Origin of the sequence: Rhodoferax lacus, assembly GCF_003415675.1 — a bacterium.
GTDB lineage: Bacteria > Pseudomonadota > Gammaproteobacteria > Burkholderiales > Burkholderiaceae_C > Allorhodoferax > Allorhodoferax lacus.
The window spans coordinates 378,106-403,844 of sequence record NZ_QFZK01000001.1 but is presented as its reverse complement, the minus strand read 5'-3'; the positions used below and the strand labels follow the sequence as shown (position 1 = coordinate 403,844).

General features: G+C 62.1%; 27 protein-coding genes. 14 read left to right on the top strand and 13 right to left on the bottom strand.

Annotation, left to right across the window (positions count from 1 at the left end; all coding sequences use genetic code 11):
* Nucleotides 1-11: 11 nt before the first annotated feature.
* On the bottom strand, nt 12-851 hold the full coding sequence (map, locus tag DIC66_RS01815) for a type I methionyl aminopeptidase (RefSeq protein WP_117173447.1): 840 nt from the start codon (nt 849-851) through the stop codon (nt 12-14).
* 118 nt (nt 852-969) lie between these two features.
* On the opposite strand from map, the gene purL reads away from it, so the two are divergent.
* A complete protein-coding gene (gene purL, locus DIC66_RS01810) occupies nt 970-5,007 on the top strand; it encodes a phosphoribosylformylglycinamidine synthase (protein ID WP_117173445.1) in 4,038 nt (1,345 codons plus the stop codon).
* A 66-nt stretch (nt 5,008-5,073) separates the two neighbouring features.
* Here the strand turns inward: purL and DIC66_RS01805 are convergent, their stop codons facing one another.
* The gene (locus tag DIC66_RS01805; RefSeq protein WP_117173443.1) at nt 5,074-7,092 is read right to left on the bottom strand and encodes a peptidase U32 family protein; all 2,019 of its coding nucleotides are present in this window, start codon (nt 7,090-7,092) and stop codon (nt 5,074-5,076) included.
* 102 nt (nt 7,093-7,194) lie between these two features.
* Here DIC66_RS01805 and DIC66_RS01800 point away from each other — a divergent pair, with 102 nt between their 5' ends.
* On the top strand, nt 7,195-7,434 hold the full coding sequence (locus DIC66_RS01800; protein ID WP_117173441.1) for a hypothetical protein: 240 nt from the start codon (nt 7,195-7,197) through the stop codon (nt 7,432-7,434).
* A 69-nt stretch (nt 7,435-7,503) separates the two neighbouring features.
* Here DIC66_RS01800 and DIC66_RS01795 read toward each other — a convergent pair whose 3' ends face one another.
* The 5 genes from DIC66_RS01795 to DIC66_RS01775 are packed head-to-tail and all read right to left on the bottom strand — an operon-like array spanning nt 7,504 to nt 11,054.
* The gene (locus DIC66_RS01795) at nt 7,504-8,289 is read right to left on the bottom strand and encodes a peptidylprolyl isomerase (RefSeq protein ID WP_117173439.1); all 786 of its coding nucleotides are present in this window, start codon (nt 8,287-8,289) and stop codon (nt 7,504-7,506) included.
* A 19-nt stretch (nt 8,290-8,308) separates the two neighbouring features.
* On the bottom strand, nt 8,309-8,584 hold the full coding sequence (locus DIC66_RS01790) for a BolA family protein (protein WP_117173437.1): 276 nt from the start codon (nt 8,582-8,584) through the stop codon (nt 8,309-8,311).
* Entirely contained in the window at nt 8,581-9,138 is a 558-nt protein-coding gene (locus DIC66_RS01785; RefSeq protein ID WP_117173435.1) for a septation protein A, read from the bottom strand. The genes DIC66_RS01790 and DIC66_RS01785 overlap by 4 nt, the downstream gene beginning before the upstream one ends.
* A complete protein-coding gene (gene msrB / locus DIC66_RS01780) occupies nt 9,135-9,545 on the bottom strand; it encodes a peptide-methionine (R)-S-oxide reductase MsrB (RefSeq protein WP_117173434.1) in 411 nt (136 codons plus the stop codon). Before msrB ends, DIC66_RS01785 begins: the two co-directional genes overlap by 4 nt.
* Before the next feature lie 24 nt (nt 9,546-9,569).
* Nucleotides 9,570-11,054: a protein adenylyltransferase SelO gene (locus DIC66_RS01775; protein ID WP_117173432.1), complete on the bottom strand. Its 1,485-nt coding sequence runs from the start codon at nt 11,052-11,054 to the stop codon at nt 9,570-9,572.
* A gap of 134 nt (nt 11,055-11,188) precedes the next feature.
* Here DIC66_RS01775 and DIC66_RS01770 point away from each other — a divergent pair, with 134 nt between their 5' ends.
* The 4 genes from DIC66_RS01770 (at nt 11,189) to DIC66_RS01755 (ending at nt 14,376) form a co-directional block, all read left to right on the top strand.
* Nucleotides 11,189-12,817 (top strand): 3-(methylthio)propionyl-CoA ligase, encoded by a 1,629-nt coding sequence (locus DIC66_RS01770; protein ID WP_117173430.1) that lies wholly within the window; start codon nt 11,189-11,191, stop codon nt 12,815-12,817.
* 90 nt (nt 12,818-12,907) lie between these two features.
* Nucleotides 12,908-13,132, top strand: coding sequence for a hypothetical protein (locus tag DIC66_RS01765; protein WP_117173428.1), 225 nt, complete (start codon nt 12,908-12,910; stop codon nt 13,130-13,132).
* A 9-nt stretch (nt 13,133-13,141) separates the two neighbouring features.
* Nucleotides 13,142-13,933, top strand: a complete 792-nt coding sequence (locus tag DIC66_RS01760; RefSeq protein ID WP_117173426.1) for an SDR family oxidoreductase — start codon at nt 13,142-13,144, stop codon at nt 13,931-13,933.
* Entirely contained in the window at nt 13,930-14,376 is a 447-nt protein-coding gene (locus tag DIC66_RS01755; RefSeq protein ID WP_117173424.1) for a PaaI family thioesterase, read from the top strand. The genes DIC66_RS01760 and DIC66_RS01755 overlap by 4 nt, the downstream gene beginning before the upstream one ends.
* A 14-nt stretch (nt 14,377-14,390) precedes the next feature.
* Here DIC66_RS01755 and DIC66_RS01750 read toward each other — a convergent pair whose 3' ends face one another.
* On the bottom strand, nt 14,391-15,344 hold the full coding sequence (locus DIC66_RS01750; protein WP_117174116.1) for a histone deacetylase family protein: 954 nt from the start codon (nt 15,342-15,344) through the stop codon (nt 14,391-14,393).
* A 143-nt stretch (nt 15,345-15,487) separates the two neighbouring features.
* On the opposite strand from DIC66_RS01750, the gene DIC66_RS23205 reads away from it, so the two are divergent.
* On the top strand, nt 15,488-15,658 hold the full coding sequence (locus DIC66_RS23205) for a hypothetical protein (protein WP_199534638.1): 171 nt from the start codon (nt 15,488-15,490) through the stop codon (nt 15,656-15,658).
* Between the two features lie 65 nt (nt 15,659-15,723).
* On the opposite strand, the gene smpB is transcribed toward DIC66_RS23205, so the two are convergent.
* The gene (smpB, locus tag DIC66_RS01740; protein ID WP_117173420.1) at nt 15,724-16,197 is read right to left on the bottom strand and encodes an SsrA-binding protein SmpB; all 474 of its coding nucleotides are present in this window, start codon (nt 16,195-16,197) and stop codon (nt 15,724-15,726) included.
* Between the two features lie 95 nt (nt 16,198-16,292).
* Here smpB and DIC66_RS01735 point away from each other — a divergent pair, with 95 nt between their 5' ends.
* The gene (locus DIC66_RS01735; RefSeq protein ID WP_117173418.1) at nt 16,293-16,736 is read left to right on the top strand and encodes a type II toxin-antitoxin system RatA family toxin; all 444 of its coding nucleotides are present in this window, start codon (nt 16,293-16,295) and stop codon (nt 16,734-16,736) included.
* Entirely contained in the window at nt 16,729-17,073 is a 345-nt protein-coding gene (locus DIC66_RS01730) for an RnfH family protein (protein ID WP_199534637.1), read from the top strand. The genes DIC66_RS01735 and DIC66_RS01730 overlap by 8 nt, the downstream gene beginning before the upstream one ends.
* 31 nt (nt 17,074-17,104) lie before the next feature.
* On the opposite strand, the gene DIC66_RS01725 is transcribed toward DIC66_RS01730, so the two are convergent.
* On the bottom strand, nt 17,105-17,623 hold the full coding sequence (locus DIC66_RS01725; RefSeq protein WP_117173414.1) for a DUF4124 domain-containing protein: 519 nt from the start codon (nt 17,621-17,623) through the stop codon (nt 17,105-17,107).
* Nucleotides 17,624-17,697: 74 nt separating this feature from the next.
* On the opposite strand from DIC66_RS01725, the gene guaB reads away from it, so the two are divergent.
* The 5 genes from guaB to DIC66_RS01700 all read left to right on the top strand — a co-directional run bounded on the left by guaB (nt 17,698) and on the right by DIC66_RS01700 (nt 23,789).
* Nucleotides 17,698-19,167 carry an IMP dehydrogenase gene (gene guaB, locus DIC66_RS01720; protein WP_117173412.1) on the top strand — a complete coding sequence of 490 codons (1,470 nt, stop codon included), beginning with the start codon at nt 17,698-17,700 and terminating at the stop codon, nt 19,165-19,167.
* A gap of 8 nt (nt 19,168-19,175) precedes the next feature.
* Nucleotides 19,176-20,783, top strand: a complete 1,608-nt coding sequence (guaA, locus tag DIC66_RS01715; protein ID WP_117173411.1) for a glutamine-hydrolyzing GMP synthase — start codon at nt 19,176-19,178, stop codon at nt 20,781-20,783.
* A gap of 16 nt (nt 20,784-20,799) precedes the next feature.
* Nucleotides 20,800-21,852: a tRNA adenosine(34) deaminase TadA gene (gene tadA, locus DIC66_RS01710; RefSeq protein WP_117173409.1), complete on the top strand. Its 1,053-nt coding sequence runs from the start codon at nt 20,800-20,802 to the stop codon at nt 21,850-21,852.
* A gap of 4 nt (nt 21,853-21,856) precedes the next feature.
* Nucleotides 21,857-22,798: an LD-carboxypeptidase gene (locus DIC66_RS01705; RefSeq protein WP_117173407.1), complete on the top strand. Its 942-nt coding sequence runs from the start codon at nt 21,857-21,859 to the stop codon at nt 22,796-22,798.
* Nucleotides 22,799-22,871: 73 nt separating this feature from the next.
* A complete protein-coding gene (locus DIC66_RS01700) occupies nt 22,872-23,789 on the top strand; it encodes an adenylate/guanylate cyclase domain-containing protein (RefSeq protein ID WP_117173405.1) in 918 nt (305 codons plus the stop codon).
* A 120-nt stretch (nt 23,790-23,909) separates the two neighbouring features.
* On the opposite strand, the gene DIC66_RS01695 is transcribed toward DIC66_RS01700, so the two are convergent.
* Genes DIC66_RS01695 through DIC66_RS01685 form a run of 3 tightly spaced genes read right to left on the bottom strand, consistent with a single transcriptional unit; the run spans nt 23,910 to nt 25,732 of the window.
* Complete coding sequence (locus DIC66_RS01695; RefSeq protein WP_117173403.1) at nt 23,910-24,575, bottom strand: ankyrin repeat domain-containing protein; 666 nt, start codon at nt 24,573-24,575, stop codon at nt 23,910-23,912.
* On the bottom strand, nt 24,575-25,369 hold the full coding sequence (locus DIC66_RS01690) for a TatD family hydrolase (protein WP_117173401.1): 795 nt from the start codon (nt 25,367-25,369) through the stop codon (nt 24,575-24,577). Before DIC66_RS01690 ends, DIC66_RS01695 begins: the two co-directional genes overlap by 1 nt.
* On the bottom strand, nt 25,370-25,732 hold the full coding sequence (locus tag DIC66_RS01685; RefSeq protein WP_117173399.1) for a PilZ domain-containing protein: 363 nt from the start codon (nt 25,730-25,732) through the stop codon (nt 25,370-25,372). It lies immediately after the preceding gene.
* Nucleotides 25,733-25,739: the final 7 nt, after the last annotated feature.

The window sequence follows — 25,739 nt, the reverse complement described above, 5'->3', positions numbered from 1 at the left end:
GGCCCTGCGACTCAGGGCTTGGAAGCGGTAGCGGCTTGGGCGTACTCGGCCACAAAAGCCGGTATGGGCGGGCTGGCAGCTGACAGGGTCAGCACCTCGTAGCCGGTGGGGGTGACCAGCACGGTGTGCTCCCACTGGGCTGACAGCGAATGGTCTTTGGTGACGATGCTCCAGCCGTCTTTCTCGGGTCCGTCCTTGATGTCGCGCTTGCCGGCGTTGATCATGGGCTCGATGGTGAAGGTCATGCCTTCGACCAGCTTGTCCAGGGTGCCGGGGCGGCCGTAGTGCAGTACTTGCGGCTCTTCGTGAAAGCCCTGGCCTATGCCGTGGCCGCAGAACTCGCGCACCACGCTAAAGCCGTTGCGCTCAGCAAACACCTGAATGGCGTGGCCTATGTCACCCAGATGGATGCCGGGGCGGACCATCTTGATACCGTGCCACATGGCGTCATAGGTGAGGGAACACAGGCGCTTGGCCGCAATCGATGCGTCACCCACCGCATACATGCGGCTGCTGTCCCCATGCCAGCCGTCCTTGATGACGGTGACATCCACATTGACGATGTCGCCTTTCTTGAGCTGCTTGTCATTGGGTATGCCGTGGCAGACCTGGTGGTTGATGGAGGTGCAGATGGACTTGGGGTAGGGCGTGTTGCCGCCACCCGTGTAGTTCAGCGGTGCGGGGATGGCTTTTTGCACGTCCACGATGTAGTCGTGGGCCAGCTTGTCCAACTCATTGGTGGTCACGCCGGGTTTGACGAAGGGGGCCAGGTAGTCCAGCACTTCGGCGGTCAGCCTGCCCGCAATGCGCATGCCTTCAATGCCCTGGGCATCTTTGTAGGTGATTGTCATGGGCTGAATTATCCCATCGCCTCTGGGCGCCGGGATCGCGCGGGTAAAATTGCCCGCGTTGGCGTATCGCTACGCCCGTCTTTGCCCCATCTTCCAGCCCACCTTCCAGGCCCGCACAGTGACCCTGCATATCTCTTCCTTTGAAGGCGGCAACGCCCTGAGCAGTTTCCGAATCCAGCAACTCCTGCCCACACTCCAGGGCATTCACGAACGCATCAGCGGCATTGCAGGGCGCTTTGTGCATCTGGTGGCCACCGAGTCTGCACTCGACGCGGACGTTGCCGCCCAGCTCTCAGCCCTGCTCACCTATGGCGACCCGTACACCGGTGCAACTGACGGCCCGGCCATTGTGGTCAGCCCGCGTTTTGGCACGGTATCGCCCTGGGCCTCCAAGGCCACCGACATCGCCCACAACTGCGGCTTTGCCGTCAAGCGCGTGGAGCGCCTGGTGGAGTACCGCATCACCTTGAAGAACCCGCTGCTGGGCAAAGCCTCGCTGAGCCCGGAGCAACTGCAGGCCGTGGCCGCACTGCTGCATGACCGCATGACCGAAAGCGCCATGCTGGACCGCGCCCAGGCCAATGACCTGTTTCATGCGCTGCAACCCGCACCCATGGACCATGTGGATGTGCTCTCGGGAGGAAAAGCCGCGCTGCTGGACGCCAACAGCCGCTTCGGCCTGGCCCTGGCCGCCGATGAAATCGATTACCTGGTGGACGCCTTTACCAAACTGGGCCGCAACCCCACGGACGTGGAGCTGATGATGTTCGCCCAGGCCAACAGCGAGCACTGCCGCCACAAGATATTCAATGCGCAGTTCAGCATTGACGGTGTGGCCCAGACCAGCAGCCTGTTTGGCATGATCCGCCACACCCACCAGCAAAACCCCCAGCACATGCTGGTGGCCTACTCGGACAATGCCTCGGTGATGGAGGGCGCGGTGGTGGAGCGCTTTGTGGCCACGGCCGCAGCCAGCGTCACGGGTACCCACAGCGCAGCGGCGTATGAAAAGCAGACCGCCACCCAGCACATCCTGATGAAAGTGGAAACCCACAACCACCCCACCGCCATTTCCCCCTTCCCCGGAGCTTCCACCGGTGCCGGTGGCGAGATCCGCGACGAGGGCGCCACCGGACGCGGCTCCAAGCCCAAGGCGGGCCTGACCGGCTTTACCGTCTCCAAGCTCTGGGGCGGCTGGTCCGATGAAGCCGGTGGCAAGCCCGAGCACATTGCCAGCCCGCTGCAAATCATGACGGAAGGCCCGCTGGGTGGCGCGGCCTTCAACAACGAATTTGGACGGCCCAACCTGCTGGGCTACTTCCGCGAGTACGAGCAGACCGTGGTCACCGACCGGGACACGCAGCAACGCGGCTACCACAAGCCCATCATGATTGCCGGCGGCCTGGGCGTGATTGACCAGACGCAGACCCACAAGATTGCCTTCCCTGCCGGCAGCCTCTTGATCCAGCTGGGCGGCCCCGGCATGCGCATCGGCATGGGCGGCAGCGCGGCCAGTTCCATGGCCACCGGGGCGAATGCGGCCCACCTGGACTTTGACTCGGTGCAGCGCGGCAACCCCGAGATCGAACGCCGGGCACAAGAGGTCATCAACCAGTGCTGGACGCTGGGGCAAACCGGCGGCCCCACTGGCACCGGCAACCCGATTCTGGCCATCCACGACGTGGGCGCCGGCGGCCTCTCGAACGCCTTCCCCGAGCTCACCAACGACGCCGAACGCGGCGCCCGTTTTGATTTGCGCGCCGTACCGCTGGAAGAAAGTGGCATGGCGCCCAAGGAAATCTGGTGCAACGAAAGCCAGGAACGCTATGTGCTGGCCATCGCGCCTGAGTCGCTGGAGCTGTTCAAGGCGCTGTGCGAGCGCGAGCGCTGCCCGTTCTCTGTTGTTGGCGTGGCTACCGAAGAGCGGCAGTTGCAATTGGTGGACGCGGGGGCAGATTCCCCGGTCGATATGCCCATGAACGTGCTGCTGGGCAAGCCTCCGAAAATGCAGCGTGACGTGACCACCATCACGCGCGCCGCCAAGCCGCTGGACCTCACGGGCGTGTCGCTGCAACAGGCCGTGATCGACGTGCTGGCCCATCCCACGGTGGCCTCCAAGCGTTTTCTCATCACCATTGGTGACCGCAGCGTGGGCGGCTTTACCCACCGTGACCAGATGGTGGGCCCCTGGCAGGTGCCGGTGGCCGACTGCGCCGTGACCCTGGCCGACTACCAGGGCTTTGCCGGTGAAGCCATGTCCATGGGCGAACGCACGCCCTTGGCCGCACTGAACGCCCCCGCCTCGGGCCGCATGGCGGTGGCTGAAGCCATTACCAACCTGCTGGCCGCACCGATTGAACTCTCGCGCGTCAAACTCTCGGCCAACTGGATGGCCGCTTGCGGCGAGCCCGGCGAAGACGCCGCGCTCTACGCCACCGTCAAGGCCGTGGGCCTGGAACTGTGCCCGGCGCTGGGTATTTCGATTCCGGTGGGCAAGGATTCGCTCTCCATGCGCACGCAGTGGGAAACCGAGGCCGGCAAGCACAAGGTGACCTCACCCGTGTCCCTCATCATCACCGCGTTTGCCACGCTGGCCGATGTGCGCGGCACGCTCACGCCCCAGCTCAATGCGGTGGAGGACACCACCCTGGTGCTGATCGACCTGGGCCACGGCCAGAACCGCATGGCCGGCAGCATCCTGGCGCAAACCCTGAACCAGATGGGCGACAGCGTGCCCGACCTGGACAGTGCGCAGGACCTGATCAACCTGGTGAACGCGGTGAACGCCCTGCGCGCCAAGGGCCAGGTCCTGGCCTACCACGACCGCGGTGACGGCGGCCTGCTGGCCACCGTGGCCGAAATGGCCTTTGCCGGACGCGTGGGCGTTACCCTCAATGTGGACATGCTGGTGCTGGAGGGTGACGGTATCAGTGACAGCCGCATGGACGTGGGTGACAGCAAGAACTGGGCAGGGCAGGTGGGTGCCCGCCGCGAAGAGCTGACCCTCAAGGCCTTGTTCAGCGAAGAGCCGGGTGTCGTGCTGCAGGTGCGCACCTCCGAGCGCTCCGAAGTGATGCAAACCCTGCGCGAGCACGGCCTGTCCGCCTTCAGCCATTTCGTGGGCAAGACCCGTCCGGCTACCAGCAGCATGGACGCCGGCAAAAACGCACTGCAGATCTGGCGCGATGCCAAGTCCATCTTCAGCGCGCCCCTGTCCGACTTGCACCAGGTCTGGGACGCCGTGAGCTGGAAGATTTGCCAGCAGCGCGACAACCCGGCCTGCGCCGATGCCGAGCACGCAGCCGCTGGTGCGGTGGGTGACCCCGGCCTGCACACGCATCTGCCCGCATCTCTCAAGACGCTGATGGCCTCCGCCCCCGCGGTTCTGAAAAGCCGTCCCAAGGTGGCCGTGCTGCGCGAGCAGGGTGTGAACTCCCATGTGGAAATGGCCTATGCCTTTACCGAGGCGGGTTTTGATGCCTTCGACGTCCACATGACCGACCTGCAGACGGGCCGCGCAAAATTGGACGACTTCCAGGGCGTGGTGGCCTGTGGCGGCTTCAGCTATGGCGACACCCTGGGAGCCGGCATTGGCTGGGCCCGCTCGGTTACCTTCAACCCCCGTTTGTCCGAGCAGTTCCAGGCCTTCTTTGGCCGGGGCGATACCTTTGGCCTGGGCGTGTGCAACGGCTGCCAGATGTTTGCCGAGCTTGCCGACATCATTCCCGGCGCGCAGGACTGGCCGCGCTTCACCACCAACCAGAGCGAGCGCTTTGAAGCCCGCCTGTCGCTGGTGGAAGTGCTGGAGTCGCCCAGCCTGTTCCTGCAAGGCCTGGCCGGTACGCGCCTGCCGATTGCGGTGGCGCACGGCGAGGGCTATGCCAACTTCAAGTACCGCGGCAATGCCGACAAGGCGATTGCCGCCATGCGCTTTGTGGACAACACGGGTGCAGCCACCGAGGCCTATCCCTTCAACCCCAACGGCAGCCCCGGCGGCCTGACGGCGGTGACCACGGCAGACGGGCGCTTCACCGCCATGATGCCGCACCCCGAGCGCGTGTTCCGTTCGGTTCAGATGAGTTGGACGGATCTGGGCACGGACGGCCACAGCCCCTGGATGCAGCTCTGGCACAACGCGCGCCGCTGGGTAGGGTAAGAGAAAAAAGCCGCCGCTGGATCACTCCAGGGGCGGCCTCGCACCAGCGCGCAGGCAGGCGAGGCTTCAGTGGCCGAATTCGCTGCCGGGTCTGCGCTTGTGAAAGGTGAGGGGCTGGCCTTGGGCCGACAGCGCCAGTTCCTCGCGTGACTGGCGCGCCACGGCGGTCTTCATCTTGCCCACCACATGCATCTCACAGGGTTTGCAGTCAAAGCGCAGGGTGAGCTTCTCTTTGCCGTTGATGAGCTGCAGCGGCTCGGCCTTGACCTGGCCCTGCACACCGGTCACTCCCTTGGCCTGCTTGGGGCACAGGCTCAAGGAATAGCGCACGCAGTGCTTGGTGATCATCAGGCTGACCTCGCCCAGCTCTTCAATGGCCTCGTAGGCCGGGGCAATCACCTGCACGCCGTGTCTGGCGTAAAAGCGGTGCGCGGCCTGGTTGAACACATTGCCCAGGTAGCTCAGGCTGTCTTCGGGGAAGGGTGCCGGTGGCTCTACGGCCGCAGCGCGGGGCAGGCGGGTGAAGGCCTTGAACCTCGCTGCTTCCAGTGATTCCACCGCTTCGCGGCGCAGCGCGTTCAGGCTGGAGGCGGGAACAAACCAGGGTTGGCTGAACTGGATCGCCACATCCAGCGCTTCAAAAATCGTGTTGCCCATGCGCCCGAGTTGTTCGCGCAGCGTGGCCTCGGCCATGGCGCAATCCTTGGAAACCTGCCGCTGCAGGCTGCCATGGGCCGTGGCCGTGTGGCCGTCCTCGTCAGTGAGCGTGAGCGCCATGCCTTGGGGTGTTTCCGCCAGTGCGAGCCACACGCCAATGCGCCGGTCGCTGGATTTTTTCTCCAGCACCCGTGTCCAGTGCATGTCGCGGTTGCGGTTCACCTGGGTGCCTTTGCGCAGGTCCTTCAGGCCAGCCACCGCGTCCTTGGGGAACACCCGCCACTTGCCCTTGGCGGCACTCTGCACCTCGGCCCGGTTCACCGCCAGGCCCACCAGTTCCTTTTGCAAGTCGTAGTAGCACAGGCCATCGCCGTTGTGCAGGCTGGCGCTCTTGTCGTCGAGTTGCAGTTCCACCCAGTTGGGGCCGATTTGCGTGACGCAGCCAATCGGCTGGCCCGGGTTCTTGGGGCTGTCAAAGGCGCCTATGGTGTCCTGGCGGCCGTTGACAAAGTAGTCGGTGAACTCGCGGTTGAAGTTCTGGTCCGGGTCTGGCGTGAAGGTGAAGGTGGTGCGTCCGCTGCTGGAGCGCGCCAACGGATAGTCGCCCGACTGGCGCTCTTCGATGAGGGCGTCGAGCAGGCGGCGGTAGTGGGCGGTGATGTTCTTCACATAGCCCATGTCCTTGTAGCGGCCCTCGATCTTGAAGCTGCGTACGCCCGCATCCACCAGCGCGGCCAGGTTGGCACTCTGGTTGTTGTCCTTCATGGACAGCACGTGCTTGTCATGCGCCACAAAGCGGCCCTGGGCGTCCACCACCTGGTAGGGCAGGCGGCAGGCCTGGTTGCATTCGCCCCGGTTGGCACTGCGCCCGGTGTGGGCCGCACTGATGTAGCACTGGCCGCTATAGGCCACACACAGCGCGCCGTGCACAAAGAACTCCAGGCTGCAGCGTTCGGCATCGGTGGCGGCCCGGATGGCCGCAATCTGCTGCACCGTGAGTTCGCGCGCCAGGACGATTTGCGACAGACCTGCATCCTGCAAAAAGCGGGCCTTTTGCGGCGTGCGGATATCGGTCTGGGTGCTGGCGTGCAGTTGTATGGGCGGCAGGTCGATTTCCAGCAGGCCCATGTCCTGCACGATGAGCGCGTCCACCCCGGCGTCATACAGCTGCCAGGCCAGCGTGCGGGCGCCCTCGAGTTCATCGTCACGCAAGATGGTGTTCAGGGTGACAAAGATGCGGCTGTTGAAGCGGTGGGCATGGCGCACCAGCTGCGCAATATCGCTCACACTGTTGTCGGCGCTGGAGCGCGCGCCAAACGAGGGACCGCCGATGTAAACCGCGTCCGCTCCGTGCTGCACCGCCTCCAGTCCGATCTCCAGGTTGCGTGCGGGTGCCAAAAGTTCCAGTTGGTGGTTTTGCAGGGACATGGTGCGAGATTATCCCAGCCGGGTGCAATCACTGATTGCGGACAGACCACCCGGCCTCTAAAATTTGCGCACTCAAACACACAAACACAAAGGAGGAAGCCTATGGCTTTGATCACCTGGATTGAAACACCCCACACCCGTACCGCGTTGCTCGGCGATGTGCCGGTCTGCACCATCAAGGTCAAGGATATTGGTGGCTGCACAGCACTCTGGCTCAACGGCATGCTGTGGCCAGCACCCGCCCATATGCCCAAGGCCCCAATGCAATCGGGCTGCTTTTTCTCTTCAGTGGCCGATGCCAAATTGGCGATAGAGCTGCAGCTGAATAAGCTGTCGTCCTGAAGAGCAGGCGCCCTCAGACACTCAAAAAAAACGCGGCCGGGGCCGCGTTTTTTTGGGGGCTAAGCCAGATTATTCAATCTTGGCCTTGGCGCGCAGTTCTTCCTGGTACTTGGCCATTTTTTGCGCCAGCAGTTGCTGGGAAATTTGCGGCTTGACCTCTTCAAACTTGGGCAATTGGGCATCGCGCACGTCGTCCAGACGGATAACGTGGAAGCCAAACTGGCTCTTCACCGGGGTTTCGGTGGTCTTGCCCTTTTGCAGGCCCACCAGCGCGTCGGAAAACTCCTTCACGTAGTTGCCGGGGTTGGCCCAATCCAGATCGCCGCCCTTGGCGCCCGAACCTGGGTCCTTGGACATCTTCTTGGCCAGGTCTTCAAACTTGGCACCCTTTTTGATCTTGGCAATGATGTCCGTGGCTTCCGATTCTTTTTCCACCAGGATGTGGCGGGCCTTGTATTCCTTGCCGGCATTGGCGGCGGCAAACTTGTCGTACTCGGCCTTGATCTCGGCATCGGTGACCGGGTTGTTCTTTTGGTAGTCGGTGAACAACTCGCGGATCAGAATGGACTGCTTGGTCAGCTCGATCTGGTTCTTGAAGTCTTCGGTGGCGTCCAGACCGCGCTTGTGCGCTTCCTGGGCAAAAATTTCGCGGGCGATGACTTCATCACGCAATTGACCCTGCATTTCAGGAGTGATCTGGCGGCCGGAACGGGCCACTTGCTGGGCCAGCGCTTCCACGCGGTCCTTGGAGATCGCCACACCATTGACAATGGCGACGTTCTGGGCAAAAGCCGCAGGTGACACAGCACCCATGCAAGCCGCAAGGGCCAAAGCCGACAAAATTTGCTTTTTCATTCGTTTAGTTTCCTGGTAATCAATCAAGGGTTTCAATGGCCAAAGCGTGAACTCCCGCAGCCATGAATTCTTGCAGCGCATCATACACAAGCCGATGCCGTCCTACGTGACGCAAACCTGTAAACAAGGGTGAAGCCACGCGCACCCGGAAATGGGTGCCCGCTCCTCTGCCGTTGGAGCCCGCATGCCCGGCGTGCTGTGCGCTTTCGTCCAGCACTTCCAGCCGGCTGGGCTGGAGCCGCTCACGCAGTCGCGCTTCCAGTGCCGAGGCCGTGATCTCCAGGGCGGTGCTCATTGGGATGCTCCGTCTTCAGGTGGCGCCTGGTCAGCCTTGAGGTGGGGGGCGATGTAGAAGCCCTGCGCCACCAAAAAGGTGAGCGGGAACACATAGCCCCAGACCTTGAAGCTGACCCAGGCTTCGGTGCTGTAGTTCAGCACCACATAGGCATTCAGGGCCGACATGAAGGCGGTGTAAACCATCCAGGCCAGGTTGAGCTTGTGCCAGACCATTTCTGGCAATTCCAGCTGGCTGCCCAGCATGAGCTTGAGCACATTCTTGCGCATCACCCACAGCGCAATGGCCAGGGCGATGGACATGGCCGCGTACAGCACGGTGGGCTTCCACTTGATAAAGCGCTCGTCGTGCAGCACCAGGGTCAAGGTGCCAAACACCAGCACCAGCAGAAGCGTGATTTTCTGCATGGCCTGCAGGCGGCCATCCAGCCGGTAGACCACCAGCATCTGAACGGCGGTGGCCGCCATCAGCACGGCTGTGCCTACATAGATGTCGTAGAGCTTGAAGGCGCCAAAGAAAAGGACGAAGGGAAGGAAGTCGAGCAGTGTTTTCATTCAGGCACGAAGTGTAGCGAAGCCGAGTTCATGCAATAGCGCAGGCCGGTAGGGGCCGGGCCGTCTTCGAACACATGGCCCAGATGGGCGCCGCAGTCTGCGCAGTGCACCTCGGTGCGCTTCATCCACAGCAGGCCATCCACCTTGGTGCCCACCGCATCGGGCGCCAGGGGCTGGAAGTAGCTGGGCCAGCCACTGCCGGACTCGTACTTGGTGTCGGACGAGAACAGTGGCTTGTCGCAGCAGATACAGCGGTACACGCCTGCAGCCTTGTTGCTCTCCAGTTTGCCGGTGTAGGCGCGCTCGGTGGCCTCCTTGCGGGTCACGTCAAAAGCCAGGGGTTCGGCATTTTTGGCTTTGAGCAGCTCTTTCCACTCTTCAGCGGTTTTTTCGATCTTGTAGGTCATGGGGTGTCTCCGGAAAAAGGGGTTTCAGGAACTGCAGCTGATCTCGATGCCGGCGGCCCAATCGGGTGCAAAGTCGGCAAAGGACTGGTGCTCAGGATGTTCGTCAAAGGGCGCCTGCAACACAGACTGCAATTGGGCCAACACGCTGAAATCTTTTTGGCGCGCCGCGCGGATGGCCAATTCACCCAGGTGGTTGCGCAGCACAAATTTCGGGTTGGCCGCCAGCATGCGCCGGGAGGCCTGGGGACGCTCAGCCAACGCATGCAGGCTGCCATAGGCCAGCAGCCAGGCATCAATGGCAGCGCGGTCCACAAACAGGTCGCGCACGGACGCATCCTCTGCGCTTTGCGCGTGCGTCCAGTGGCTCAGGCGGCGCCAGAAGATGGTGTAGTCCACGGCTTCGCTGGCCAGCAGTTGCAGGAGGGTGTCCACCAGTTCCTGCGGTGCCATCTGCCCGGCTTGCAGCCCCAGTTTGGCGCCAAAGCGCTGGCCAAGAGCCTGGGGAAAATGGGTCTTGAAGGTCTCCAGCGCGGCAATGGCCTGCTCCTGCTCTTCTATCAGCGGCAGCAGGGCCTGGCCCAGGCAGTACAGGTTCCAGTAAGCCACGTTGGGCTGCTTGTTGAAGGCGTAGCGGCCCTGGTGGTCCGAGTGGTTGCAGATGTGGCCAGGCTGGAAGCCGTCCAGAAACTGGAACGGCCCGTAGTCAATCGTCAGGCCCAGGATGCTCATGTTGTCGGTGTTCATCACACCGTGGCAAAAGCCCACCGCCTGCCAGTGCGCCACCATCTGCGCCGTGCGCTCGGTCACCGCGGCCAGCAGGGCCACATAGGGGTTGCTATCCCCATCCGCAGCACTGCGGCAGGCCGGGTAGAAGCGGTCTATGACGTAGTCCGCCAGGCGCTTGAGTTCGCCGTGCTGGTCGGTGTGGCAGAAGTGCTCAAAGTGGCCAAAGCGGATGAAGCTGGGTGCCAGGCGCGTCACCACCGCTGCGGTCTCCAGCGTTTCGCGGCGCACCGGCGCATCCGACCCTGTGACGCACAGGGCGCGCGTGCTGGGTATGCCCAGGCCGTGCATGGCCTCGCTGCACAGGAATTCTCGTACGCTGCTGCGCAAGACAGCACGCCCGTCACCCATGCGTGAAAAAGGTGTCAGCCCGGCTCCCTTGAGCTGCCACTCCAGGCCCTTTGCCTCGCCCAGCAGGATGGCCCGGCCATCGCCCAACTGCCCGGCCCAGTTACCAAACTGGTGGCCGCTGTAGACCGAGGCCAGCGGCTGGCTGCCCGGCAGGGTGGTGTTGCCAGTCAGCGCCTGCAGCCAGGATTCGGACTGTGACCAGTCCGCGGGCAAGCCCAGCTCGGTACCCAGGGCCGCGTTGTGCCCTACCCAGTAGGGGGCGGGTAGGGGGGTGGCACCCAGGGGTACGTAAAAGCTTTCGCCCAGGGCTGCAAAGCTGTGCTGCCAGGAAAGAGTCGGCGCTACAGGGGCTTCTGTCGGGGTGGATACGGGCATGCGGGGATTGTCACTGCTTTGCCGAACGCCAGCACTCTTTGGGGCCATGCAACAGGTACCATGCGGCCTGTGATGTGCTCGCAAAAAGTCAATATGGCGCGGCACACACCCATAAAAATGCAGGAGACAAACCCATGCTTGGATTGATGCAGAGCCAGCAGCTGCTGATTTCGACCCTGATCGAATTTGCCGCCCGGCACCACGGCGATGCGGAAGTGATCTCGCGCCGGGTCGAGGGTGATATCCACCGTTCCAACTACCGGCATTTGGCGGCCCGCTCGCGACAGGTGGGCAACGCCCTGGACCGCTGGAACCTGGGCTTTGGGGACCGCGTGGCCACACTGGCCTGGAATGGCTACCGGCACATGGAGCTGTATTACGGCGTGAGCGGTTCCGGGCGCGTCATCCATACCCTGAACCCGCGCCTGCACCCGGACCAGATTGTCTGGATTGCCAACCATGCCGAAGACCAGGTGCTGTGCTTTGACCTCAGCTTTCTGCCTATCGTGCAGGCCGTGCACAGCCGCTGCCGCACCATCAAACGCTTCATCGCCCTGTGTGATGAGGACCGATTGCCCAAAGACAGCGGCATCCCCGGCCTGCTCAGTTACGAGGCCTGGATAGGCGCGGAGTCCAGCATCTACGAGTGGCCGGACTTTGAAGAAAACTGCGCCTCCAGCATGTGTTACACCAGCGGCACCACGGGCAACCCCAAGGGCGTGCTCTATAGCCACCGTTCCACTGTGCTGCATGCCATGGCCAGCGCACTGCCGGACGCACTGGATGTGAGTGCGCGTGACGCCATATTGCCGGTGGTGCCCATGTTCCACGTCAACGCCTGGGGCCTGCCGTATTCGGCCGCCATCACAGGTGCCAAACTGGTCTTTCCGGGACCGGCCATGGACGGCAAGTCCATTTACGAGCTGATGGAGTCCGAGAAGGTGAACTATGCAGCCGGCGTCCCAACCGTCTGGCAAATGCTGCTCTCCCATGTGCAGGCCAACAAACTGCGCTTTGGCACACTCACGCGCACACTGATAGGTGGCTCGGCCTGTCCGCCCGCCATGATCCGGGCCTTTCATGACGACTATGGCGTGGAGGTGCTGCACGGCTGGGGCATGACAGAAATATCCCCGCTGGGCACGGTGTGCACCTTGAAGAACAAGCATCTGTCGCTGGGTTCCGACGAGCAGCTCAAGCTGCGCGCCAAGCAGGGTCGCAGCCTGTATGGCGTGGACATGAAAATCGTCGACGGCGATGGACAGGAGCTGCCTTGGGATGGCGTAGCCTGCGGCGACCTGTTGGTCAAAGGCCCCTGGGTGGCCAGTGAGTATTACAAGGGCGATGGTGGCCCCATCCTGGTGGACGGCTGGTTCCCCACCGGGGATGTGGCCAACATCGATGCCGACGGCTACATGCAGATCACCGACCGCAGCAAGGACGTGATCAAGTCCGGCGGCGAGTGGATCAGCTCCATCGATGTAGAGAACATTGCCATGGCGCACCCGGGCGTGGCCATGGCCGCCTGCATAGGCATCAAGCATCCCAAGTGGGACGAGCGACCCATCATTGCCGTGATGAAGAAGCAGGATGCCGAGCTCAGCCGCGAGGCCCTGCTGGCCTTTTACGAGGGCAAGATAGCCAAGTGGCAAATTCCGGATGACGTGGTGTTTGTGGATGCCATACCCTTGGGCGGCACCGGCAAAATGCAAAAAAGCCGGCTGCGCGAGATGCTCAAGGACTACCGGCTTCCCAACACCTGAAGCCGCGTTCCTGCCCGATGGCGTGCGCGCTTCGGGTATGGTTACGGTTTCCTGCAACTGCGTCGCTCGCACGTTCGAAAGTAGATCCTCATGTCCTTTTTTGACAAATACAACGGCACCTCCAATGCGCGCCTGCTGCGTATGGAGCGCGTCATTTGGCCCCTGGTGTACGGTGGTCTGCTGGCTCTGGTGCTGGGCTGGTTCACCGAAAACACCCAAGGCACGGACGCCACCGGGCTGTACGCCGTGGGCAGCATTGCCTTGGGTCTTGGTCTGGCGGTTTTTTTCTGGCGTTCACGCCAGCGCGAAGAGTAGGGCCGGGCCATGGGCGCGCGCACCGTACACCAACTCTTTGACCTGACCGGGCGCACTGCCCTGGTATCGGGCGGCTCGCGCGGCCTGGGCCTGCAAATGGCGCATGCCCTGGGCGAGGCCGGGGCCCGCATCATGCTCTGCTCACGCAAGCCCGATGACCTGGAGCAGGCGGTAGGCGACCTGCAGGCTGCAGGCATCGATGCACGCTGGATTGCTGCCGACTGCGCCAAAGAAGAAGACGTTGCGCGTCTGGTGGACCAGACCTTGCACCGCATGGGTGACATCGACATCCTGGTCAACAACGCTGGCGCCACCTGGGGTGCACCCGCCGAAGACCATCCTGTGGAGGCCTGGGACAAGGTGATGGACCTGAATGTGCGGGGCTATTTTTTGCTCAGCCAGCAAGTGGCCCGCAAGAGCATGATTGCCAGGCGCAGCGGGCGCATCATCAACGTGGCCTCGATTGCCGGCCTCAACGGCAACCCGCCCTTCATGAAGACCATTGCCTACAACACCTCCAAAGGCGCAGTGATCAACTTCACCCGCGCCCTGGGGGCAGAGTGGGGGGCATACAACATCACCGTCAATGCCATCTGCCCAGGCTTCTTCCCCAGCAAGATGACGGCTGGCCTGCTCAGCACGGTGGGCGAAGACAAGATGGCCGCTGCCGCGCCGCTCCAGCGCCTGGGCGATGACGAAGACCTGAAGGGCGTATGCCTGCTGTTTGCGTCGGATGCTGGCAAACACATTACCGGCCAGTGGCTGGCCGTGGACGGTGGCGTGAGCGCCGTCATCGGATGAGCCCGCTCAGCTTTGGGGTGGATATCCCCTTCGTCCAACACCTGGGTCTGGAACTGCTGGCTTTTCAGGACGGGCGCTCCGAAATCCATTTGCCACCCAAGCCCGAGTTGCTCAACTCCTTTGCCGTAACCCATGGCGGCGTGCTGATGACGTTGCTGGATGTGACCATGGCCACGGCCGCACGCAGTGTCTGCCCGGAAATGGGCGTGGTGACCATTGAGATGAAAACCAGCTTCATGAAGCCGGCCATTCCCAGTGAGCGCGGACCCTTGGTAGCCAAGGGTGAACTGATGCACCGCACCGCCACCATGGCCTTTACCCAGGCCAGCGTGTTTGATGGCAGAGGCCATCTGTGTGCCCATGCCACGGGCACCTTCAAGTACCTCAAGCGCCTGGCCACCGGGGCCCGCAGCGTGAACCCGGTCCAAATCGCCACGGACTGAGAAACCGGGGACGTTCAGCCCACCCGCCTTGCCCCAGGCAGGGCCTGCCAGCGTTGCCAGTACTCCAGCGCAATGCGGTAGGTGTTGTGCTGCACCTGCACCGTGGTGCTGATGTCGGTGCCGTAACCACCGCCCATGGCAAACACGCAGGGCAGGCCGCGCGCAAAACACCAGTCGAATACCCGGCGGTCGCGCGCCTGCATGCCGTCGTAACTGATCTTCAGTCGGCCCAGGCGATCGCCCTCGTGCGGATCGGCACCGGCCAGGTACAGCACCAGGCCGGGCGCAAAGCGGCCTTCCAGGTCCAGCAGTGCGTTCTCCAGCGTTGCCAGGTAGTCGTCGTCGGTGCAGCCATCGGGCAGGGCGAGGTCCAGGTCGCTGTCTTCCTTGCGAAAGGGGAAGTTCTTCTCGCCATGCAGCGACAGGGTGAAGACGCTTTTGTCGTTTCGAAAGATGCTGGCCGTGCCATTGCCCTGGTGCACATCCAGGTCGATGATGGCCACCTGCAAGGCAGGGTGCTGGCTGCCGTAGCGGCGGCTCCATTCGGTCTGCAGCACCCGGGCCGTGACCGCCATGTCGTTGAAGACGCAAAAGCCGCCACCCTTGTTGGCATAGGAATGGTGCGTGCCGCCAGCCAGGTTGGCGGCCACGCCTTCCTGCATGGCAGCGCGTCCAGCGGCCAGGGTTCCACCCACCGAACGCCTTGCCCGAGCAGCCATGGCCGGACTCCAGGGAAAGCCGATTTCACGCAGGATTTTGGCGTCCACCGAGCCATCGGCAATCGCCTCGATGTAGGACGGGTCATGGGCCAGGGCCAGCTCACCGTCGGTTGCCTCCGGGGCCTGCAGCATGCGCACCTCGGGCAAGTCTTGCGTCAGCCGGTCGCGCAACATCCGGTACTTCTCCATGGGGAAACGGTGGCCTGGAGGCAGGGGAAGCACGAAGCGGTCGCTGTAAAAGGCTTGCATGCGGACATTGTGTCGCAAGGCCTGCGGCAAAGCCTGCGGGCCCTGCAAAGGCCGTTGGAAGGAGCGGCCAGAAGGGCGCTGGAGGTGGCCCTTCAAAAAATGTTCAAATAGGGGGTCTTTACTTATTTCTCTTGGAAAACCAAATGGGCAACAAAATCGTTACCGAAGCTTCGCGCAAAGCCACTCCCCGTCCCGCAACCCTGCCTGGTTTCACACTGCCCACCGGCGGCCGTGGCCAACGCATCAGCCTGGAACGCGGCGTGTCTACCCGCAGCAAGAAGAACCCCGGCAAGCGTCCCAGCAAGGGCGGTTGATGCCAGAGGCTGTGGCCTCTGCATAAAAAATGCCCTCGCAAGAGGGCTTTTTTTATGGTTTCAGGCTATCGGCTATGGACTTTCATGGCGCGTTCCACCTCGCGTTTGCCTTCGCGGTCCTTGATGGTGTCGCGCTTGTCGTGCTCAGCCTTGCCCTTGGCCAGGGCGATCTCGCATTTCACCTTGCCGGACTTCCAGTGCAGGTTGATGGGTACCAGGGTGTAGCCCTTTTGTTCCACCTTGGCCGTCAGGCGCTTGATCTGCTCCTTGTGCAGCAGCAGCTTTTTGGTCCGCACCTTGTCCGGGCTGATGTGGGTGGAGGCGGTGTGCAGGGGGTGGATTTGCAGACCAATCAGGAACAGTTCCCCGCCGCGCACCACCACGTAGCCTTCGGTCAGTTGCACCTTGCCCTCGCGCAGGGACTTGACCTCCCAGCCTTCCAGCACAATGCCGGCTTCCAGGCGCTCTTCAAAGAAGTAGTTGAAGGCGGCCTTTTTGTTGTCGGCAATGCGGGTAGCGGTTTCGGGTTTTTTGGCCATGGATCTCAAATGGGGGCTGGGTGACGAAAAGAAAGCCGTGCTCAGAAAGATGCACTGTCACGGCTTGTCTACAATCCCGCGCATACCCTGATTCTATGAAAACTGTTCACAAGTCCGTTTTGATCTGGTACACCCCCGAAGAAATGTACGGGTTGGTCACCGATGTAGCCCAATATCCCCAGTTTCTGCCTTGGTGCGACCAGGCACGTGTACTGGAACAAAGCGATACCGGCATGCTGGCCGAGATCAGCATCTCTTTTGGTGGCGTGCGCCAGACCTTTGTCACCAGCAACACCCATGTACCCGGCCAGCGTGTGGAGCTCAAGCTGGTGAAGGGGCCGTTTTCCAATCTGGACGGTGAGTGGACCTTCCTGCCCGTAGGTGACGGCAGCCAGCGTGCCTGCCGCGTGGACCTGACCCTGAATTACGGCTTCGAGAGCATCACGCTGGGCAAGCTGGTCGGGCCGGTGTTTGACAAGATTGCCTCCAGTCTGGTGGAAGCCTTTGTCAAACGCGCCCAGCAAGTCTACGGTGAGTGAATCCAGCCTTGCGGTAGCGGTGTGCTACAGCGCCTCTGCCCGCCAATGCGCTGAAGTGCGTTTGCAGTTACCCCACGGCAGCCGCCTGGTGGACGCGATCCGCGAAAGCGGTTTGCTCGCAGGTGTGCCCGATGCGCAAGTCGATGCCCTGCAGACCGGTGTGTGGGGCCGCAAGCTGCCCGTAGACCATGTATTGCGGGAGGGTGACCGCGTGGAGTTGTACCGGGTGCTGAAGGTAGACCCCAAGGTGGCGCGCCGCGAGCGCTTCAGCCAACAGGGTGCACGCACCACAGGCCTGTTTTCCAAGCGCCGGGCCGGGGCCAAATCCGGTTACTGAAGCCTCTGGGAGCGTATCCGGGCCTGCAAAACTACTTGCATTCGCTCTCAACCAAGCCCTGAATGCGTGCCCGCTCTACGGCGCGGGCTGTGTCATCCATCACCTCGCGCTCGCCCGAGGCATTGGTGCGCGAAATGCGCAGACCCGAGTCAAATGTGCTCAGGCTCTGCTTGGCGCGTGCGCAGTTTTCCACGCGGGCCTTGGTGACGCGCTCTTCTTCGGCTTTGCGTTTGGCAGCTTCGGCGTCCGCTGCCTGCTTCTTCTTGGCCTCCAGGTCCTTGTCCACGCCAGTGGTCAGGGGAATGCTGCGCGCAGCAGGGGCGTCTTGGGGTGCGGCAGCAGCACCGTCGCTGCTGCCGGCATCCTTGACCACGGGGGGGCGCACCAGGCCGCCAGGGCGCTTGAGGATGTCTTTCTCCATGACATCGGGCGGAGGTGCGCGGTCGCTAAACACCTTGCGGCCGTCGTTGTCCAGCCATTGCCACTGCGCCATGGCCGTGCTGCAAACGCCTACAAGGGCCAGGGTCAGGAGGGCAGAAAGTATTTTCATGGCGCCAGTGTAGCTGTGCCGAAGGCCTGTGACCACCGCACGCGCGGGTACAATCTGCCTTTTGGAGCTTTGACATGCGCCTTCTCGGCAAAGCGCTGACCTTCGACGATGTGTTGTTGGTACCAGCGTTCTCCCAAGTCCTTCCCAAGGACACCTCTCTCGCCACCCGTTTCTCCCGCAATATCGCCCTGAACCTGCCGCTCGTCTCGGCAGCCATGGACACCGTGACCGAGGCCAGATTGGCCATCGCGATCGCGCAGGAAGGCGGCATCGGCATCGTGCACAAAAACCTGACCGTGGCCGAACAGGCAGCGCAAGTCCTCAAGGTCAAGCGCTACGAGTCCGGCCTGCTGCGCGACCCGGTGGTGATCACCCCCGAGACCACGGTGCGCCAGGTCATGGCCCTGTCCGACAAGCTCGGTGTGTCCGGCTTTCCGGTCTGTGAAGGTGGCAAGGTGGTGGGCATCGTGACCGGGCGCGACCTGCGCTTCGAGACCCGCTACGACCAGACCGTGCGCGAAATCATGACGCCGCGCGAGCGCCTGATCACCGTGCCGGACGGCACCACGCCTGAAGCGGCCAAGGCCTTGCTCAACAAGTTCAAGCTGGAGCGCCTGCTGGTGGTGAATGACGCGTTTGAGCTCAAGGGCCTGATCACCGTCAAAGACATTACCAAGCAGCTCAATTTCCCGAACGCGGCGCGTGACGCCACCGGACGCCTGCGCGTAGGTGCAGCGGTTGGCGTGGGCGAGGGCACCGAAGAGCGTGTGCAGGCCCTGGTCAACGCCGGTGTGGACGCCATCGTGGTGGACACAGCGCACGGCCACAGCAAGGGCGTGATTGAGCGGGTGCGCTGGGTCAAGCAGAACTACCCCCATGTGGATGTGGTGGGCGGCAACATTGCCACGGGCGCCGCAGCGCTGGCTCTGGTGGAAGCCGGGGCCGATGCGGTCAAGGTCGGCATTGGCCCGGGCTCTATTTGCACCACCCGTATCGTGGCCGGTGTGGGCGTGCCCCAGATCACTGCCATCGACAACGTGGCCACCGCCCTGCGCGGCACCGGCGTGCCGCTGATTGCGGACGGCGGCGTGCGCTACAGCGGTGACATCTCCAAGGCCATCGCAGCAGGTGCGGGCACGGTGATGATGGGTGGCATGTTTGCCGGTACCGAAGAGGCACCGGGCGAGGTCATCCTGTTCCAGGGCCGCAGCTACAAGAGCTACCGCGGCATGGGCAGCATTGGCGCCATGCAGCAGGGCAGTGCGGACCGCTACTTCCAGGAGTCCAGCACCGGCAATCCGAATGCCGACAAGCTGGTGCCCGAAGGCATTGAAGGCCGCGTGCCCTACAAAGGCTCCATGGTGTCCATCGTGTTCCAGATGGCTGGCGGCTTGCGGGCCAGCATGGGCTACTGCGGTTGCGCCACCATTGCCGACATGCAGGACCGGGCGGAGTTTGTGGAGATCACCACGGCAGGCATTCGCGAGAGCCATGTGCATGACGTGCAGATCACCAAGGAAGCCCCCAATTACAGGGCTGAATAAAGCACGCCATGCACCAAAAAATCCTGATTCTTGATTTCGGCTCCCAGGTCACCCAGCTGATTGCGCGTCGCATCCGCGAGGCCCATGTGTTCTGCGAAGTCCATCCCTGCGATGTGACGGACGAGTGGCTGCGTGCCTATGCACGCGACGGTTCGCTCAAGGGCATCATCCTCTCGGGCAGCCACGCCAGTGTCTATGAAGACACCACCGACAAAGCACCCAAGGCGGTGTTTGAGTTGGGCATTCCGGTGCTGGGCATTTGCTACGGCATGCAGGCCATGGCGCACCAGCTCGGTGGTGTGGTCCAGGGCGGCCACAAGCGGGAGTTTGGCCATGCCGATGTGCAGGCCCACGGTCACACCCGGCTGCTGGACGGCATCCAGGACTATGTATCCGAAGGCCAGAGCATGCTGCAGGTCTGGATGAGCCACGGCGACAAGGTCACCGAGTTGCCGCATGGCTTTACCCTGATGGCCAGCACACCCAGCTGCCCGATTGCCGGTATGGCCGACGAGACCCGGCACTTCTATGGCGTGCAGTTCCACCCGGAAGTCACCCACACCAAGCGCGGTGCAGCGATTCTGGAGCGCTTTGTGCTGGACATCTGCAACACGCGCCCGGACTGGATCATGGGCGACTACATCACCGAGGCCGTGGCCAAAATCCGCGCCCAGGTGGGCACGGACGAAGTCATTCTGGGCCTGTCCGGCGGTGTCGATTCCTCAGTGGCCGCAGCCCTGATTCACCGCGCCATTGGCGACCAGCTCACCTGCGTGTTTGTGGACCACGGCCTTTTGCGTCTGAACGAAGGCGACATGGTGATGGACATGTTCGTCGGCAAGCTGCACGCCAAGGTCGTGCGCGTGGATGCGGAGGCGCAGTTTCTGGGCCATCTGGCTGGCGTTGCCGAGCCCGAAGCCAAGCGCAAGATCATCGGCCGCGAGTTTGTGGAAGTGTTCAAGGCTGAGGCCGCCAAGCTGCGCGCCGACCAGTCGCGCCATGTGGAATGGCTGGCCCAGGGCACGATTTACCCGGACGTGATCGAGTCCGGCGGCGGCAAGGGCAAGAAGGCTGTCACCATCAAGAGCCACCACAACGTGGGCGGCCTGCCCGAGCAATTGGGCCTCAAACTGCTGGAGCCGCTGCGCGAGCTGTTCAAGGACGAGGTGCGTGAACTCGGCGTGGCCTTGGGCCTGCCGTTTCACATGGTCTACCGCCACCCGTTCCCGGGCCCCGGCCTGGGTGTGCGTATCCTGGGTGAGGTCAAAAAGGAATACGCCGACCTGCTGCGCCGGGCCGATGCCATCTTCATTGAAGAACTGCGCAACTTCATTGACGAGGAAAGTGGCAAGTCCTGGTACGACCTGACCAGCCAGGCCTTCACCGTGTTCTTGCCGGTGAAGAGCGTGGGCGTGATGGGCGACGGCCGCACCTACGATTACGTCGTGGCCCTGCGTGCGGTACAGACCAGCGACTTCATGACCGCCGACTGGGCCGAGCTGCCCTATGCGCTCCTGAAGAAGGTGTCCGGCCGCATCATCAACGAGGTGCGTGGTATCAACCGCGTGACCTATGACGTGAGCAGCAAGCCGCCCGCCACCATCGAGTGGGAATAAGCCCCCGCTAACGCGCATGCCGCATACCGCTGACGCTGCCAGTCCACAGGACGCTGCTTTCATGCAGCTGGCCCTGCGGCTGGCGGACGAGGCGGCCGTTGCGGGTGAGGTGCCGGTGGGCGCGGTGGTGGTCAAGGACGGAGTGGTGATTGGCAGCGGGCGCAACAGCCCCATCCAGTCGTGCGACCCCACGGCCCATGCCGAAATCAACGCCCTGCGTGCCGCAGCCCAGGCCCTTGGCAACTACCGGCTGGACGACTGCACCCTGTATGTGACGCTGGAGCCCTGCGCCATGTGCTGTGGCGCCATGCTGCACAGCCGCCTTCAACGCGTGGTCTTTGGTGCGCCAGACAGCAAGACCGGCTGCGCGGGCTCGGTACTGGATCTGTTTGCACAGGCCCGCCTGAACCACCAGACGGCGGTGCAAGGCCAGGTGTTGTCGCAACAGGCCGCACTTCAACTGCAGGACTTCTTCCGGTCCAGACGGGCCGAGCAGCGGGACGGGGCGACGCCCGTGCGCGAAGACGCACTGCGCACACCGGAGTCCTGTTTTACGCAGTTGCTGGACTTTCCGTGGCAGCCGCATTACGTCAGTGACCTGCCCAGCCTGGACGGCTTGCGCCTGCACTATCTGGACGAAGGCTCCGAGGCCAGCCAAGAGGTGTATCTGGTTCTGCATCCCATCCCGGGCTGGAGCTACAACATGCGCTCCACAATTGCGGGTTTGATCGGCCCGGGCCGGCGCGTGGTGGCGCCGGATTTGATCGGGTTCGGCAGAAGCGACAAGCCCAAACGGGAAGCTTTCCACAACCCGGACTGGCATCTGCGCTGTTTGCAGGAGTTGATTGAGCGCCTGGAACTGCATAACCTGGTTCTGGTGGCGCCTGATGCGTCACATCCGCTGGTGCAGAACCTGACGACAAATCCACAGTACCGCATCCAGGGCCTGCTGGTGCAGCCACCAAAGCCTGACGCTGGCGACGCAAGCGCATTGGCTGCATTGGCTGCGCCTTATCCTGACAAGGGCCACAGGGCCGCAGAGCGCGCCTTTCACCCCAAGCGAAAATAGCCCCATGAAAAAACACATCTACGTCTATTCCCCCTCAGGGGCTGTGCGCGACAAGGCGGCATTCCGGCGCGGAATCAAGCGCCTCAAAGCCCTGGGGCACGAGGTCGAAGTGGATACCGACGCCTTGAGCAGCCATATGCGCTTCGCTGGCGACGACGACACCCGTCTGGCTTCCATCGCGCGTGCAGCGGCCAGTGGCGCCGATGTGGCCCTGATTTCGCGGGGTGGCTACGGCCTGACCCGCATCCTGGACCGCATCGACTACTCTGCTGTGGCCAAGGCCATCGAAGGCGGCACGCAGTTTGTGGGTATCAGTGATTTCACCGCTTTTCAACTGGCTCTGCTGGCCAAGACCGGCAGCATTTCCTGGGCTGGGCCCGCGCTGTGCGAGGGCTTTGGTGCGGAGCCAGTACCCGACGACATCATGGAAGACTGCTTCAACGACTTGCTGCTGGGGCAGGGCGAAGGGGCAGGGTGGCGGCTTCCCCCTGCATCCCGTACGCTCCAACCAGAAGCCACGCCGCTGCAGGAATTGGAAATCCACAACGCAACCCTGTGGGGTGGCAATCTGGCGGTGCTGGTTTCCCTGATTGGCACACCGTACTTTCCAAAAATTTCTGGCGGTATCCTTTTTTTGGAAGACATAGCCGAGCCACCTTACCGCATCGAGCGCATGCTGAGCCAGCTATTGCACGCGGGTGTGTTGGCGCGGCAAAAGGCTGTGTTGATGGGCCAATTCACCCAGTTCAAGCTGACGCCACATGACAAGGGCTTCAACCTGAAGACCATCAATGCGTGGCTTCAGAATCAGATCTCCGCGCCAGTTCTTGCCAATCTGCCCTATGGGCATGTGCAGACCAAAGTGCTGTTGCCCGTAGGTGCCAAGGTGGATTTGGTGACGCAAGGACGGGACGCTTTAATGGCATGGGGCCATCTACACGGGTAAATGCGGGCCTGCATTCGCAATTGGCCGTCAATGCTCTAAACTTCAGTCTTTATCAAGCACTGGGACAATCGGGATGGGCGTTCAGGCAACGGTCGTATTTACAGATTTACATGGCAGCACAGCCGTGTTCGAAGCCTTGGGCAATGTAGTTGCGACTGAAACGATCACCAAAATCACGGCGTGGATTGCACAGCAATGTGAACAGGCCAATGGGCGTGTCGTCAAGACATTGGGCGACGGAGTCCTGGCGATGTTTCCTGATGGCGCGAGCGCCGTCAGGGCTGTAGTGGAACTGCAGCGCATTCATTTCGGCCGGATTCTGCGAAGCCCCAAAGGTACGGCCATGCCCATCCGTATTGGCTTGGCTACCGGCGATGTGGAGCTTGTAGCCGGCGACTGCTACGGCGATGCCGTAAACGTAGCCGCACGTCTATGCGACCTGTGCGGCCCGAACCAGATTTGGGCCGATGCGGCCTCGCTGCATGATGTGTCCGAGGCTCAGGGCGTTACTTTCAGAATTCTGGGCCCCATCAATATCCGCGGACGTGCCGAACCTTGCACGGTCTACCAGATCGAGTGGCGCGAAGAGGAAGTGTCTGACTTTCTGACCATGCAGGGCGATATTGACCCTTTGCTGGTTCCGGGCGAATCCGATGTGCTGGGCCGCGAAGTAGAGCTGCGCTGGTTGGACCACACCCAGTCTTTCAAGTCCTTTGAGTTGCCGGTGCATATCGGGCGTGTGCGCAACGTGGAGTTCATGGTCAATGATCCGCGCGTATCGCGAACGCATGCCCGCCTGGAGTGGCGCAACGGCAGTGTGGTGCTGGTGGACGTCAGCAGCTACGGCAGCTGGATCCGTTTTACAGGTGCCAATGGAGCGGATGTGTTGCTGCGCCGTGAGGAGTGCGTGCTGCACGGTGAGGGTGAACTGGCCCTGGGTGCTTCCTTTGCAGACCCCAATGTGCCCACGGTGCATTTCAAGGTTCTGTGAGCTTTTTTGTTAGCCCATGTTTATTAACATAAGATACATCGTATGAAGTAAACGTGTTGAGCGAGAAATGGCCAATCTCCGTCACTGCGCTAGCAAAAACTGCCCCCAGCCGGGCTTGCGCTACCACTCACCAGCAACCCCGTTCGGGGCCTTGGCACGTAACGAAGCAGCAATGAGCGCAGCCGACTCCACACGATTGGCCTTGGTGGCGAAATCCAGCGCACCCAGGCCGCGGGAATTCTTTACAGTGGGATCCGCTCCCGCAGACAGCAAGGTCTTCACTGCATCCGCGGATCCATACATGGCCGCCATCATCAACGGTGTGCTGCCGTTGGGCGACTCGGCATCGATGTAAGCGTAATGGTCCAGCAACAACTGAATGACCGCTGACATGCCGCCAGACGCAGCGTAATGCAAAGGCGTCCAGCCGGTCTTGTTGACGTCTGCACCCCTGGCGATCAACTGCTGGCAGAGATCGAACTGCCCCTTGATAGCAGCCAGCATCAAGGGACTTTCACCCTTGTCCGTGCGCGCTTCGACCTGGGTCGCGGGATTGGCAATCAGCACCCTGGCTACCTTGTAGGACGACTGGCGAAGCGCCACAACCAAAGCCAAGTCTCCCTTGGGATTGACCGAATTCGGATCAAAACCGCGTTGCAAGAGCTCTTGGACATCATTGGCGTTGTCCAGTTCCAGGGCCGAGAAAAAATCGGTGTAAGACCCGGCAAAACAAACAGAATATCCAATTAAAACAATTGGATACAAGAGTTGTTTGAAGTTAAACATCAGGTATCTGCAACACCAAACAGACGCGAAAAATTATCGCTGCTGGCCTGCGCAATGGCTTCGACGCTCTGGCCGCGCACTGCCGCGAGTTGCTTGGCCACAAGCGGCACATAGGACGGGTTGTTGGTCTTGCCACGGAATGGCACGGGAGCGAGGTAAGGGCTGTCGGTCTCAATCAACACCCGGTCCAGTGGCACCATGGCCGCCACATCGCGTATGTCCTGTGCCGTCTTGAAGGTCACAATGCCTGAGAACGAGATGTAAAACCCCAAATCCAGCGCCTGCCTGGCTACTTCCATGGATTCAGTAAAGCAATGGAAGACGCCACCTGCCGAACCGACTGCCCCCGTCTCACCCTCCTCCCGCAGGATGGCCAGCGTGTCGCTGGACGAATTTCGGGTGTGTATGACCAAGGGCTTTTGCAAATGCCTGGCTGCACGGATGTGCACCCGAAAGCGCTCGCGCTGCCACTCCATATCCGCGATGCTGCGGCCATTGAGCCGGAAATAGTCCAAGCCGGTCTCACCAACGGCCACCACTTTGGGCAGTGAGCCCAAGCGAATCAGCTCTTGAAGACTGGGTTCGGTAACGCCTTCATTGTCAGGATGTACGCCCGCACTGGCCCAGAAGTTGGGGTATTGCAGGGCCAGGCCGTGGACTTGGGGGAACTCTTCCAGCGTGGTGCAGATGCACAGGGCACGCGTAACCTGGGCCTCTGCCATCGCTTGGCGGATGGCATCCAGGGATTCGGTCAACTCGGGGAAGGCAAGGTGGCAGTGGGAATCGGTAAACACTCAGATGGTCTGTGTAGGGCGCTCGGAAGAAAGATGAGCACCCAGAATTTCTTCTATCTTGAGCTTCAGGGCGCGGGTTTTTTCGTCCTTGGGGAACATGATGCCAACACCTTGGGTACGTCCACCAGCAGCCTTGGCGGGTGTGACCCAAGCTACTTTGCCAGCCACCGGATAGCGCTGCATATCGTCTGGCAGCGACAGCAGTACATACATGTCGTCGCCGAGCTCATAGTCGCGCGTGCTGGGGATGAACACACCGCCATCCGCAAACGCGGGAATGTACGCAGCGTACAGGGCAGCTTTTTCCTTGATGGAAAGCTGAATGACGCTGGGCCTGGGAGTTGCAGTATTTGAGGTGACCATGGCGATG

Bases quoted from the DNA above. Each gene is read 5' to 3' on its own strand.
- map (WP_117173447.1), bottom strand. From the start codon at position 851: ATGACAATCACCTACAAAGATGCCCAGGGCATTGAAGGCATGCGCATT.
- DIC66_RS01805 (WP_117173443.1), bottom strand. From the start codon at position 7,092: ATGTCCCTGCAAAACCACCAACTGGAACTTTTGGCACCCGCACGCAAC.
- DIC66_RS01800 (WP_117173441.1), top strand. From the start codon at position 7,195: ATGGCTTTGATCACCTGGATTGAAACACCCCACACCCGTACCGCGTTG.
- DIC66_RS01795 (WP_117173439.1), bottom strand. From the start codon at position 8,289: ATGAAAAAGCAAATTTTGTCGGCTTTGGCCCTTGCGGCTTGCATGGGT.
- DIC66_RS01790 (WP_117173437.1), bottom strand. From the start codon at position 8,584: ATGAGCACCGCCCTGGAGATCACGGCCTCGGCACTGGAAGCGCGACTG.
- DIC66_RS01785 (WP_117173435.1), bottom strand. From the start codon at position 9,138: ATGAAAACACTGCTCGACTTCCTTCCCTTCGTCCTTTTCTTTGGCGCC.
- msrB (WP_117173434.1), bottom strand. From the start codon at position 9,545: ATGACCTACAAGATCGAAAAAACCGCTGAAGAGTGGAAAGAGCTGCTC.
- DIC66_RS01775 (WP_117173432.1), bottom strand. From the start codon at position 11,054: ATGCCCGTATCCACCCCGACAGAAGCCCCTGTAGCGCCGACTCTTTCC.
- DIC66_RS01770 (WP_117173430.1), top strand. From the start codon at position 11,189: ATGCTTGGATTGATGCAGAGCCAGCAGCTGCTGATTTCGACCCTGATC.
- DIC66_RS01765 (WP_117173428.1), top strand. From the start codon at position 12,908: ATGTCCTTTTTTGACAAATACAACGGCACCTCCAATGCGCGCCTGCTG.
- DIC66_RS01760 (WP_117173426.1), top strand. From the start codon at position 13,142: ATGGGCGCGCGCACCGTACACCAACTCTTTGACCTGACCGGGCGCACT.
- DIC66_RS01755 (WP_117173424.1), top strand. From the start codon at position 13,930: ATGAGCCCGCTCAGCTTTGGGGTGGATATCCCCTTCGTCCAACACCTG.
- DIC66_RS01750 (WP_117174116.1), bottom strand. From the start codon at position 15,344: ATGCAAGCCTTTTACAGCGACCGCTTCGTGCTTCCCCTGCCTCCAGGC.
- DIC66_RS23205 (WP_199534638.1), top strand. From the start codon at position 15,488: ATGGGCAACAAAATCGTTACCGAAGCTTCGCGCAAAGCCACTCCCCGT.
- smpB (WP_117173420.1), bottom strand. From the start codon at position 16,197: ATGGCCAAAAAACCCGAAACCGCTACCCGCATTGCCGACAACAAAAAG.
- DIC66_RS01735 (WP_117173418.1), top strand. From the start codon at position 16,293: ATGAAAACTGTTCACAAGTCCGTTTTGATCTGGTACACCCCCGAAGAA.
- DIC66_RS01725 (WP_117173414.1), bottom strand. From the start codon at position 17,623: ATGAAAATACTTTCTGCCCTCCTGACCCTGGCCCTTGTAGGCGTTTGC.
- guaB (WP_117173412.1), top strand. From the start codon at position 17,698: ATGCGCCTTCTCGGCAAAGCGCTGACCTTCGACGATGTGTTGTTGGTA.
- guaA (WP_117173411.1), top strand. From the start codon at position 19,176: ATGCACCAAAAAATCCTGATTCTTGATTTCGGCTCCCAGGTCACCCAG.
- tadA (WP_117173409.1), top strand. From the start codon at position 20,800: ATGCCGCATACCGCTGACGCTGCCAGTCCACAGGACGCTGCTTTCATG.
- DIC66_RS01705 (WP_117173407.1), top strand. From the start codon at position 21,857: ATGAAAAAACACATCTACGTCTATTCCCCCTCAGGGGCTGTGCGCGAC.
- DIC66_RS01700 (WP_117173405.1), top strand. From the start codon at position 22,872: ATGGGCGTTCAGGCAACGGTCGTATTTACAGATTTACATGGCAGCACA.
- DIC66_RS01695 (WP_117173403.1), bottom strand. From the start codon at position 24,575: ATGTTTAACTTCAAACAACTCTTGTATCCAATTGTTTTAATTGGATAT.
- DIC66_RS01685 (WP_117173399.1), bottom strand. From the start codon at position 25,732: ATGGTCACCTCAAATACTGCAACTCCCAGGCCCAGCGTCATTCAGCTT.